This is a genomic window from Lutibacter citreus, from assembly GCF_003260195.1.
GTDB lineage: Bacteria > Bacteroidota > Bacteroidia > Flavobacteriales > Flavobacteriaceae > Lutibacter > Lutibacter citreus.
The window spans coordinates 1-12,622 of the sequence record NZ_QEIH01000018.1 but is presented as its reverse complement, the minus strand read 5'-3'; the positions used below and the strand labels follow the sequence as shown (position 1 = coordinate 12,622).

The 12,622-nt window shown below is 30.6% G+C and carries 9 protein-coding genes; all 9 read left to right on the top strand.

Going from position 1 to position 12,622, the window contains the following annotated elements:
- The first annotated feature begins 484 nt into the window (after positions 1 to 484).
- Positions 485 to 1,393 (top strand): metallophosphoesterase, encoded by a 909-nt coding sequence (locus DAD81_RS20290; RefSeq protein WP_111710258.1) that lies wholly within the window; start codon positions 485 to 487, stop codon positions 1,391 to 1,393.
- Between the two features lie 169 nt (positions 1,394 to 1,562).
- Positions 1,563 to 2,288 carry a class I SAM-dependent methyltransferase gene (locus DAD81_RS20285; RefSeq protein WP_111710256.1) on the top strand — a complete coding sequence of 242 codons (726 nt, stop codon included), beginning with the start codon at positions 1,563 to 1,565 and terminating at the stop codon, positions 2,286 to 2,288.
- A gap of 72 nt (positions 2,289 to 2,360) precedes the next feature.
- The gene (locus DAD81_RS20280; protein ID WP_111710254.1) at positions 2,361 to 3,872 is read left to right on the top strand and encodes an alpha-L-fucosidase; all 1,512 of its coding nucleotides are present in this window, start codon (positions 2,361 to 2,363) and stop codon (positions 3,870 to 3,872) included.
- Positions 3,873 to 3,899: 27 nt separating this feature from the next.
- On the top strand, positions 3,900 to 5,627 hold the full coding sequence (locus DAD81_RS20275; RefSeq protein ID WP_111710252.1) for a glycoside hydrolase family protein: 1,728 nt from the start codon (positions 3,900 to 3,902) through the stop codon (positions 5,625 to 5,627).
- Between the two features lie 642 nt (positions 5,628 to 6,269).
- Positions 6,270 to 7,100: a 3-keto-disaccharide hydrolase gene (locus DAD81_RS20270; RefSeq protein ID WP_111710250.1), complete on the top strand. Its 831-nt coding sequence runs from the start codon at positions 6,270 to 6,272 to the stop codon at positions 7,098 to 7,100.
- Positions 7,101 to 7,292: 192 nt separating this feature from the next.
- Positions 7,293 to 9,356 (top strand): polysaccharide lyase family 8 super-sandwich domain-containing protein, encoded by a 2,064-nt coding sequence (locus DAD81_RS20265; RefSeq protein ID WP_111710248.1) that lies wholly within the window; start codon positions 7,293 to 7,295, stop codon positions 9,354 to 9,356.
- 473 nt (positions 9,357 to 9,829) lie between these two features.
- Positions 9,830 to 10,585, top strand: coding sequence for an alpha/beta hydrolase family protein (locus DAD81_RS20255; protein WP_111710246.1), 756 nt, complete (start codon positions 9,830 to 9,832; stop codon positions 10,583 to 10,585).
- Positions 10,586 to 10,698: 113 nt separating this feature from the next.
- The gene (locus tag DAD81_RS20250) at positions 10,699 to 11,304 is read left to right on the top strand and encodes a peroxiredoxin-like family protein (protein ID WP_111710236.1); all 606 of its coding nucleotides are present in this window, start codon (positions 10,699 to 10,701) and stop codon (positions 11,302 to 11,304) included.
- A gap of 851 nt (positions 11,305 to 12,155) precedes the next feature.
- Positions 12,156 to 12,622: phage integrase N-terminal SAM-like domain-containing protein (locus DAD81_RS20245; RefSeq protein ID WP_179950088.1), on the top strand; the 467-nt coding region annotated here is incomplete at its 3' end.

Here is a 12,622-nt window from a genome sequence, read left to right as displayed (position 1 = left end):
AAACACTCCTAAATACGTACATATAAATCAAAATGTAGACTATAAATCGTATCGAAAAAATAAAAATAAACTGGAATTATTAACTTTTTAATCATAAAAAAAGGTCAACCTATATCAGTACAATACATATGAAGTTACATTTTAGGTGATAAAAGTTAAAAAAAGAATCAACTGAAAAACTCTAAAAAGCAAAAGTAAACTTTCTAAATATTTTGAAGATTTAAAATTATTATTTTCAATGATAAAAGATTATTATAAAAACAAATAGCCAGAAGTTTCTCGGTTTATAATACCCTCTATTGGAGCTGCATTATTATATGTTTTGTCACCGATTGATTTAATTCCAATCGTTGGGTATTTGATAATTGTGGTACATCAGTATGTTCCAATTAAAATTGTTCTAATTTCAATTGGGAAGATGTACAATTTTATGTGAAAAAGTTAGTTAACAAACTTGTAAAAAAAATTAGCTTAATTTTATAACATGAACTACGACATAATAGGGGATATACACGGTCATGCAGATGAGTTAGAAATGCTGCTTCAAAAGTTAGGTTATTATTTATTAAATGGAATTTACCAGCATCCTGAAGGAAGAAAAGTAATGTTTTTGGGAGATTATATTGATCGTGGACCTAAAATTAGAGAGACATTACATATTGTGAAAAATATGTGCGATGCCGGAAATGCAGAAGCGATTATGGGAAACCATGAGTTTAATGCAGTTTGTTTTCATACACCAGATAAAGAAAATGGAGGATTCTATAGAAAACACACTTTTACAGAAATAAATCAACATTTTGAAACCTTAAAACAATTTAAAGGTTTTGAAACTGAATGGGAGCTATTTTTAAATTGGTTTAAAAAATTGCCATTATTTATAGAAAAGGATCATTTTAGAGCTGTTCATGCGTGTTGGGATGATAAACATATTAATTGGCTTAAAAAAAACTATAAAGAAGAACTAACAATTGATTTCCTTGCTAATTTTAATATAAATGGTTCAAGGGAAAATGAAATTATTGAAGAAACTTTAAAAGGAAAAGAACATATCCCTACTAATGGAGATGTATTTTTTGATAAAGATGGAATTGAAAGAAAAGAATGTAGAGTTAAATGGTGGCAACCTTTGGAAAATAGAATAATATATAAGGATATTTTAATGATGTGCTCATTAGAATATGGAAATAGACCAATTGGAGATGATAAGGAACATCTTTATATATCAAATAAAACAGTGTTTTTTGGGCATTATTGGTTAAAAGGAAATCCAGTTATTAAGAATGATAAGGCGATTTGTTTAGATTATAGTGTTGCTAAAAATGGGCAATTGGTCGCTTTTAAATCAGAATACTTAAAAGTTTTGAATAAAGAAATGGGGTTTATTTATTAGTCTCTTTTATATTGAATTAATGTAATTTAAATTCAAAACTTTTTACATCAGGACGTATATATTGCTGTTTTCCATTTCTAATAGTTTCAATTGGGTTTTGTGATTTAAAATATTCAAAGAGAATTTAAATTAGGATGTAATAACTATATTTGAGTATAAAATAATTAGTATGAGTTTTTACAAGCAAATTGCACCTTATTATCACCATATTTTTAAGATTAATGCTAATCAAGTTAATTTTATTAAGTTAAAAATACCAGAGAGTGATTGTAATATTATAGATATTGGGTGTGGAATTGGAACACTTTCTTTTGAGTTGACTAATTATTACAAGCAGGTACTAGGAATTGATATGGATGGTGAAATGATACGAGCTGCTTTAAATAAAAAGGAAGTTGAATCAGAATTCATTCAATTTCAGCAAATGAGTATGCTTAACCTGGGTACTTTTATCGATAACAATTCAATAGACGGTATCATTTGTTTTGGAAATACATTGGTTCATTTGAACTCTTTAAACGAAATTGCTAATTTTCTACAACAATCTAAAGCAGCACTTAAACCAAATGGAAAATTGTTACTGCAAATAGTTAATTACAATAAAATTATTGATAAAAACATTAAGCAATTACCTCTTATAGAAAATGATGAGATCATTTTTGAACGAAATTATTTTTATCGTAAATCAGAAAAAAAGATAGATTTTAATACGTGTTTAACTATTAAATCTACCCAGCAAGAAATTAAAAATAGTATTGAGTTGTTACCTCTATTACAAAAGGAATTAGCTCTTTTATTAAAAAAGGCAGGTTTCTGCAATTGTAACTATTATGGTAATTTTAATTATGAATCATTTTCTATTGAAAGTCCGGCTTTAATTGTAGAGGCTTGGTAACAAAATTTATTTATTATGCCTATTTACAGTTCTAATAACCTTAAAATAAACAAGTAAAACAATAGAAATCTTATGAAGCCCGTAATTTTATTTTTAATGTTGATAAGCGCTGTCTTTTTTGTAAATGCACAAGATAAATATACTCAGGATTGGGAATCGTTGAAAGAGCATGAGGCAGCTCCACAATGGTTTCAAGATGCCAAGGTTGGCGTTTACTTTACCTGGGGGCCATATTCAATTCCAGCAAGTGGAGGAGAATGGTACCCTCGTTGGATGTATACTCCCGGAATAAATAACAGAGGGCAAAAAACCTATGATTACCATCAAAAAAACTTTGGACCAAATTACCATTACAATGATTTTTGTAAAGATTGGAAAACTCCAAAGTTTAACGCAAAGGAATGGGTAGATGTATTTGAAGATATGGGAGCAAAATATATTGGGGCAATTGCTGAACACCACGATGGATTTTCCCTTTGGGATAGTAAAGTGAATCCTTGGAATGCTAAAAGAATGGGACCTAAAATTGATATTATAGGTGCTATTAGCAAGGAAACACGTAAAAGAGGATTAAAATTTATGGCAACTTTTCATCATGGATTTAATATGATGTATTATCCAAAACCTGAAAATTCCTTTGTTAGGCCAATGAGTCGATATAATATGATGGAAAAAGGTGAATTTAATTATCCTAAAGGTGGTGATTACGATAAACTTTACGGTAATCTACCTTATAAAGAAGCACAGGAATATTGGTTGGAAAAGTTGAATGAGGTTATTGATAAATATAGTCCGGATTATATTTGGATGGACTTTGGTCAGCGTTTTTTAAGAGAAGAATACTTGAAGAAATTTCTAGTAAACTATTTTAACCATGCCTTAAATAATAAAAAGGAAGTTCTAGTAAACACTAAAGGTGGGTTTTTTCCTACGGACTTGGCTATTATCAATATTGAACGTGCCACGTTACCTGATATTTCTAATTTTACTTGGGTTTCAGACTTTAAACTCGGTGCAAACTGGAGCTATAACCAATTTAATCGAACGGCTCTTAATCCACAAAAAGCACTTCGAATTTTGGCCGATATTGTGAGTAAAAACGGAACAATGATTTTTTGTGCTGCACCAATGGCAAATGGAACCATTCCTCTAGAACAACTTAAAACAATGAAAGAGATTGGTGCATGGTTAAAATTATATGGAGAGGCGATATATGAAACGCGTCCTTTTGTTGCTTATGGAGAAGGAGTAACCAAGATTGTAAATGATTTAGATTATGAATGGAATACTTATAACTTAGTTCGTACTGGATTATGGGATTTAAACTCGGGTGATATTAGATTTACTTCAAAAGGAAATACGGTTTATGCTATTCAATTAGGATGGCCAGGAGAAAATAAAACAGTGCTGATGGAGACATTTACAGGCAAGGCTAAGCATTTTAAAATAAAATCTATTTCTTTATTGGGAAGCAAAGAAAAAATAAAATGGAGAAAAACTAATGAGGGATTGAAGGTTATAACTCCATCTCAAAAACCAAAAGAAGCAGATGCCGCAATTGTATACAAGATAATTTTAAAATAGATATACCTTTTTTTAACTTAAAATGTAATGAAAATAAAATATATAACTCTGGTACTTTACGTTATTTCAAATACTATTTTTTCTCAAAAAAATAATTCAGGAATAAGTGAAACTCGCATCCATGTTGTTGAGCGCAATGCTCCAGAAAAATGGGATAGCTTAGTTTATGGAGGTCGTTTTTTAGATAGATATTTACCAATGCCAGACCTTGGAGGAATAACTAAAAACACCTGGGGAGGTAATAATGTTGTTCCTCGAGATATTAACAATGGAATTGAAAATCCGGTATATGATTATTGGGGTGGAAATGCAAGATTAGCTAACGATGGGAAGTACCATTTATTTGTTGCCCGCTGGCCACAAAGTACAAGACGACTAAACAAAGGCAAGTTTATACATAACCGTACACATTTACCTTTTGGTTTTTCCAATACCGTACATGCAATAGCAGATAATCCATTTGGGCCATACAAAGTAATTGATGATTTAGGTTATGGACATAATACAGAGTGGTATATTTCTAAAGAAGGAAAATATGTTGTTTATGTTATCCCTTACGCTTATGTATCTGATGATGTGATGGGACCTTGGACACGCTATAAATTAGAATACGACAGTCGGGACCGCCGTGATCCTAAAGCTCCGGGTGATTACCTAACTAATAATACTTTTGCTCAGCGAGAAGATGGTTCATTTTTAATGATAAACAGACATGGAGATGTTTGGTTTAGTAAAACTGGGCTGACACCCTACAAAAGAGTTTCAACAAATTGTATTTATCCAAATGTAGATGGAGAATTTGAAGATCCTGTTGTTTGGCGTGATAATATTCAATATCATTTAGTTGTAAACGATTGGCAGGGACGTATTGCATATTACATGCGATCCAAAGATGGTATAAATTGGAAGTGGGATGATGGAGAAGCTTATGTTCCTGGAATTTCTGTTCAAAAAAACGGCATTAAAGAAGATTGGTACAAATATGAACGAATAAAAGTTACTCAAGATAAGTATGGAAGAGCCTTCCTAGCAAATTTTGCAGTCTCAGACACCATAAAATACCTTAATAAAGCAAATGATAATCACGGATGTAAAAATGTATTTGTACCTCTTACTGTTGGGCGTTTATTAAGTATTGAAAATACAAAACCAATTAATTCAAAAACAAAAACAATAAGAGTTAAGGTACTTGCAGAGGATAATTTTAACCCACATACCGATATCGATTTTTCTTCACTAAGTTTTGGAGCTCCAGAAAAGGTTGATTATGGAAAAGGTTGTGAACTTCTAAAAACTGAAAAATTAGATGATGATTTAATCTTAGTATTCAATGGTAAAGGAAATGGCATTACAAATGATAATTTTACAGCTAAACTATTAGGAAAAACATCTAAAGGAAAATTGTTATTCGGTTTTGCACATTTACCGGGTGTTAATTATATAGAACCTATTTTATCAACCAGATTACCGGTTTTTACAAAACAAGATAAAGGAACAGATATCAGTGTTACAATAGAAAATTTTGGACAAGTAAGCTCTCAGGAATTTGAATTAGCTGTAATTGTTAAAAAAGATAATATTATTATTGAAAGAATTACATCAAAAGTTCCTGCACTAGATCCTTTTGAGCCATTTGAAGCAAACCTGAAAAGTGAAAATAAATATGAAGAAGGTGCTGAATATGAAGTGTCTACTGTAATAAATCAGAAGGGTTTAAATTCGATTGTTTTTTCAAAAAATATTTATCTTCATTAATTTAGAAGTCTATATATCTTAAACAAAGTAACTGAACAAAATTTTTGAATTTTGCCTCTTTTATGTTGGGATTTGTTTTGACAAAATTTGTAAATGTATAGTTGCCTCTTCTTAAGTAACTTTTGAATTTTATGTTTGTAAATAGCTAAAAGAATCATCTGATCTGATTTTTTTATAGTTATTTACATCTCCATAGAATGGCGTAATTCTATTTAGCTTCCTATTTTTAGGGTTTAGGTAAGAAAAATAAACATACCAACGTTTAATGAATTACCATTGGCATCTTCAATTTAGGGATTCGAATAATTATTTTTATGAACAAATCGTATGCTCTATAGCCTTTAGAGGTCAAAACCCCCTATAAAGATTGTGCCAGATATTAGCTTATTTAACTGAAAGTTAGCGAATAGTTTTTCTTGAGATTCTTTCTTGTCTCGTAAACCATGAAATTAATATTTCTTCATCAATAATCCAATTATTAATAGAGATTTGAGTCTTCTTGTACAAGAGGTACAATACGCATAATTCATTAGCAGTCTTGGTAATTGTCTGATATTCTTTCTGTATCTTTAAACTTAGTTTTCATTACGAAAATAATCGCGAATTTTACAAAGCGTAATAACACATATTAAACATCATAAAATGAAAGTTTTCAAATTTATTTGTGCAATCTTATTTAGTCTTGGTCTTTTTCTTTCATGTGCTCAAGCAAAGAAAGAAAAGCAGCAACTTGTACCCAAAGATGTGAGTATAAAAAAAGTACTTAACACTAAAGAATTGCTATTTGATAATGGAACCTGGACATCCTTATTTAATGGCGAAAATTTAAACGGTTGGGAAGTAATGTCTATTAAAGAAGATAAAAAATATAATTTTTGGACTGTTAAAAATGGAGCTATAGAAGTTAACTCTATGGGAACACCAGACCACGATTATATGTGGTTACAAACCAATAAAGAATATGCGGATTTTGTATTAAAATTAAAATTTCAATCGCATAGAGAAAGTCCTGGAAACAGCGGAGTTCAAATTAGAAGTCGTTATGATATGCAAACTGTCGAAAAATCTGGAAAAGGTAAAGGTTGGTTAGATGGCCCTCAGGTTGATATTCATCCAAGTGGCTCTTGGCGAACTGGTTTAATTTATGACGAAACACGCGGGCATCAACGTTGGATTTATCCTTCTTTACCAAATTGGGAAATTAAAAAAGAAACGTATGCAAAAAAGTTAGTACCTCATTATTTTGCTGATGAAGCACCTTATTGGAATGATTTAGTTATTATATGTAAAGGAAATCGAATTAAAACTATTGTTAATAATATAGTAGTTTCAAATTACGATGGCACAGGGATTTTGGATGATGTTTGGCATAAAAAATATAAAATTGATAAAAAAGGACACATTGCATTTCAGCTACATAGAAATAATCAATTAAAAATTGCATTTAAAGATATTGTAATTAAAGAATTGTGATGGAAAAAGGAGTGTTAATTTTATATTATTTAATAACTGAGGTACTTAATTAAAGAATTAATAGGTTTATGATATAAACAAGTTCAAATTAAAGACGAGCAAACATTATTATCAAATATCAATAGTCAGTTAGAAACATTAAATAGTACTACTTTTTCTGAAAGTGAATTATGAATTTATATCTAATAATTAATGAGAAATCTAATCATCTTAATTACTGTAGTTTTTTCTTCTTGCATTACGAAAACAAAGGGAAGTCAACTTTCAATTTTGGAGAATAACTGGAAGAATTACCTGCTTAATGAAGAGATAAACCGAGAAATGGAACCCTATTTTTTTAACCTTAAACCTGATGGAACTTGGACAGATCTAGATTACACCAATAGGCAAAAAGGTAATTGGCCACTTCACAAACATCTTTTTCGAACCATTGAAATGGCTAAGGCATTCAACCAAAAAGAAAATCAAAGTTATAAGAATAAAAAGCTTAGACAGGATATACTATTAGCTTACAATTGGTGGGTTAACAAGGATATTGTGAATTCCAATTGGTGGTACCCTCAAATTGGTGTACCGCAAAGTATTGGCGTAATTATGTTGTTAATGCAAAATGAAATTAATGCAGAACAGTGGCAAAAAGGTATGACCATTATGGATCGGGTGGAATTTGGGAATAAAACAGGACAAAATTTGGTTTGGGTTTCTTCAAATATTGTTTTGCGCAGCATCCTAAAAAAAGATACGAGCTTAGTTAGCGAAGCTACCGGTAAAATCCGTAAAGAAATGCAAATGGCAAACAATGATGTAGGTTTACAACCTGATTATTCGTTTCATCAACACGGACGTCAATTACAATTTGGAAACTATGGTTTACACTTTCTCGAAGATCAGGTAAAGTGGATGTTCATACTAAGAAATTCGGAATACAATTATACTTCAAAACAGATTGATTTAATGAGGAATTACTTTGCTCAGGGACAGCGCTGGGTAATATGGAAAGATGTGTATGATATTAATAGTAGTGGTCGGCAGCTTTTTCCAAACGAGCAACTCAAAAAATACAAACGGGTGCAAAAAGCAGCAGAAGAGATGAAAGAAATTGACCCGAATCATGCTGATTTATACAAATCAATATGTGGAGAAAATAAATTGATTGGAGATAAACATTTCACTTTTTCAGAACTAACGGTTAAGCGAACAAATAAATACATCGCTTCAATTAGAATGTGTTCAAGCCGAATTAAAGGTTCAGAATCAGGCAATGGCGAAAACCTAAGTGGCTACTACCTTGCAGATGGTGCTATGTATGTAATGAAAACGGGTAAAGAATATCTCAATATTTACCCTTATTGGGATTGGCGCAAAATACCAGGAACAACTTCGGTTCAGGATACGACTAAATTACCAGAAATTGGCTGGGGTAGTTACAATATTTCAAGTGATTTTGTAGGAGGATTGATCTATGATGATTGTGTCATTACTAGTATGCAATACAAACGTGATGGAATTACAGCAAATAAATCGTATTTTCTGTTTCCAGAATTTACTGTTTGTTTAGGGGCTGGAATTAATGGAGAAAAAAATCAACATTTACAAACTACCATTGAGCAATGTTTTAGTACAACTCCATTTTTCAGAGAGAATGAAAAGAATTTAAAGGTTGAAATTTCGAGAGTAAACAGAAATGAAGACGATCGTAGCTTTTGGCATCAGGGTTCAGGCTACATCATAAATGAAGGTAGGAATATAGTTGTGAATTCAGAAACAAAGACATCGAATTGGAACAATGTTCTAGACTGGTATTCGAAAAAGGAAGAAGCTAAAAATATTTTCACATTAGGCATTGACCATGGAGAAAACGTAAAGAATGAGAAATATGCCTATGCTGTTTTTCCAAACATAGAAAAAGAAGACCTAGCCGAAACCTATCATAATCAACCTTATCAAATAATTTCAAATACGAAAGATGTACAAGCTATTCAATTCAATAATTATACATCGATAGTTTTCCATAGACCTGGGACAATAAAAATTAATAACACAACCAAGTTATCATCCAATGTACCTGTAATTTTAATGTGCAAACAAAACTTGAACTATTTAAGTATTGCAGTATGTGACCCAACTCAAAAATTGGAATTGGGGCAAATTACAGTATCTAGAATAGGTAAAGTTGATAAATCAACATCGGTACAAGAAATAACCTTTCCAATTGGAATAGAAAAAGGAACGCCAGTAATATTCAGTAAGATCTAAATAAATTATGACCAGTGAAATCACATTACTAAGTTGTTGATTTTATCGGTATAATTGAGGGATTTTTATAAGAATATAACTAAGCATAACAAAGTATAATATTTATGTTTGTATTTAAAACAAATTATTAACGACTAACATTCTAACAATTTGATTTTTCAGCCGTACAAATCTGATACAAAATTGTTGGTAGCAATTTAATTCGTGTAAATTACTGAAATAGGTTGTCTAAAAATTAAATTATTAATTATAGTCACTTATTAAAATACAAAATGAACATTGGTAAAAAAAAGCTCCCAAAAAGTAACTCTAGAGACCAGGTTAAATCTCTAAAAAATTTTCTTCTAAAAATATGATTTACCCAGAACTACCATTACCTATTGGTTAAGAAAATACAGTAACTTAGTACAACAGAAAACAGGTATGAGTATATTCCCACAGAGTTTTTGACCTATAACAAATAAAATAAATATATGATTTCACAAAAAATAACCTTTAAAAACGCCAAAGGAATGGTGTTAGCAGCTCGATTGGAATTACCTGAAAACAAACCAACTGCGTATGCGCTTTTTGCGCATTGCTTTACTTGCAATAAAAACCTAACCGCTGTACGTACGATAGGAAAAACCTTAACAGAAAAAAATATTGCGGTTTTGCGTTTCGATTTTACTGGTTTGGGAGAAAGTGAAGGCGATTTTGAGCATACTAATTTTTCTTCAAATATTGAAGATTTATACAGTGCTGCACAATTTTTAAAGGAGAATTATCAGGCTCCATCTCTTTTAATTGGACACTCATTAGGTGGTGCAGCTGTAATTTACGCCTCTGCAAAAATTCCTTGGGTAAAAGCCATAGCAACAATTGGAGCGCCTTCAAATCCAAAACATGTTTCTCATTTATTTCATAGTAGTATTGATGAAATAAAAGAGCAGGGGAGTGCTATAGTTAGTATTGGCGGAAGGGAATTTACTATTCAAAAACAATTTATAGAAGATATTCAAGAGAATAACATAAAACAAACGTTAAACAGTTTTAGAAATTCAATTTTAATTTTGCATTCACCACAAGATACAACTGTTGGAATTGACAATGCAGCTGAAATTTATTCGGCAGCACGACATCCAAAAAGTTTTGTTTCATTAAATGGAGCTGACCATTTATTGAGTGATAAAAGGGATTCTAAATATGTTGGAAATATTATTGCAACTTGGGCTGATAGGTATTTGTAATTTAAACCATCCGAAGTCGACTATTAATTAAGAAAAAAGAATTAAGGTACTTGCAAAGTAGCAAGAACTATCAGAAGTTAAATATTAATTAAAAAATCATTAAAATTTTGAACATGAAAAAACAATTTATTTTATTAGCCTTATTTGGAATAATAGGTTTTCAATCGTATGCACAAGTAGCAGATAAAGCAGAAGATATCTCGCCGTTATTAATTGGTGAAGTTTTTCCGGATATACTTTTAAAATCACAAGAAGCAAGTGAGCATTCTATTCTAAATATTCTAAGTGAAAAACCAACAGTTATCCTTTTTTACCGTGGAGGCTGGTGTCCATATTGTAATGCCCATTTGGCTGAAATCCAAGAAGCTGAAAGTGAAATTATAGAACTAGGCTATCAAATTGTTGCTATTAGTCCCGATACACCAGAAAATCTGACAATTACAGATGACAAAAATAAAATTAACTATAGTTTGTATTCAGACAGCGATGGAAAGCTAATTAAAGCCATTGGTATTGCCTTTAAAGCTCCTGAAAAATATGGTCAAATGTTAAGTAAAAAATCAGGAGGTTTAAATGAAGGTTTTTTGCCTGTACCTTCTGCCTTTGTAGTTGATACTTCAGGTAAAATTTTATTTGAATACATCAACCCAGATTATAAAACAAGATTATCATCATCATTATTACTTGCTGTGTTAAAAAATATGGATAATGAAAAGTAATATACTTCATTTAAAAGAAATTTAGTAAATTGAAAATTCAATAGGAATCTATAATTACTTATCCTAATTGTAGATTCCAAAAAGAAGAAACAATGCCTGACGATGCTTCTTGTTTTTTTTATGAATTAGTAATTAGTGCTTATCCGTAGTTTTTCTATAGGTATTATAAAATAATCTTATAAAAACTCGTAGCCTTCAATAGCCAAAATCACTCAAATGTGAACAATACGGAATTGAAAAACTGAACTAAAAAATAATTAAGAAACAGAAAATGAAAAACTTACTTCTTTGTTGGATTTAAATTTTGTAGCGTGATCCAGAATTGAACTGGAGACCTCCGGGTTATGAACTCAATGTTTAAAAAATATTAAACCATTTTATTGGGCTCCCGAGCTATATTTTTGCAAAAAGGTGTTCCAAAACGTGTTCCAAATTTAGATTGATATGTTATACAAATACTTGATGCAATTTAGTAAAAATTATTAGAAGGATTGTAGTGATTGAAACATTTAATTATTACACTTATAAATTTTTTATTTTGTTATAAGTTTAGGTATTTACCAGATACTGGGTGCATTCCTCTAGATTTGAAACTTTTGTCCTCCAAACAAAGATTTCTCCTGTCAAATTACAGATTTTCTATTTCTTAAATACAAAACCTTGTGAGTCTTTATATTCGATTTAAATTAGTTAATATGAGCCTATGCTTAACAGCTAAGTGAAGCGTATTACTCAGGATCTATAACCTTAACGCCTTAAGATGTAAGTTACATCTTTTAAAAATGTTAGTGAGTGCGTAATATTCATGTGCTATTTCTAATCAACCATTTTTTTAGTATATTTGATATGCTATGAAAAATAACCTACCAAAAATCACTCTGAAAAGGGATGTTGTAAAAAATATTGATTCCATTCAAATGTATTTTAAATACAATGATGAACTATTGAATATCATTAGAGGACTAAAAAGGTTTAAATGGAGTTCTTCTATAAGATGCTGGCACGGAGAATTCAATCAAAATAATTTGAATCTAATTAGGCAAACATTTAAGGATATAGTTATCCTTATAGATGATAACTCCCTATACACAGCTCCAACGATAAAGCGAATTAAAGTTAATAGAAAATTGTCCGAAGAAAACTCAGTGGTAATGGATTCTTTTATCAAGTATTTAGAAGGAAGGAGATATAGCCGCAGCACCATTGAAACCTATGCCATTTTTATAGGTGATTTTTTAGAATACCTTAAAAAGAAATCAATAACAAATACAACCAACAGAGATGTTGAATTATTTATTGAAGATGTATTCATACCTAA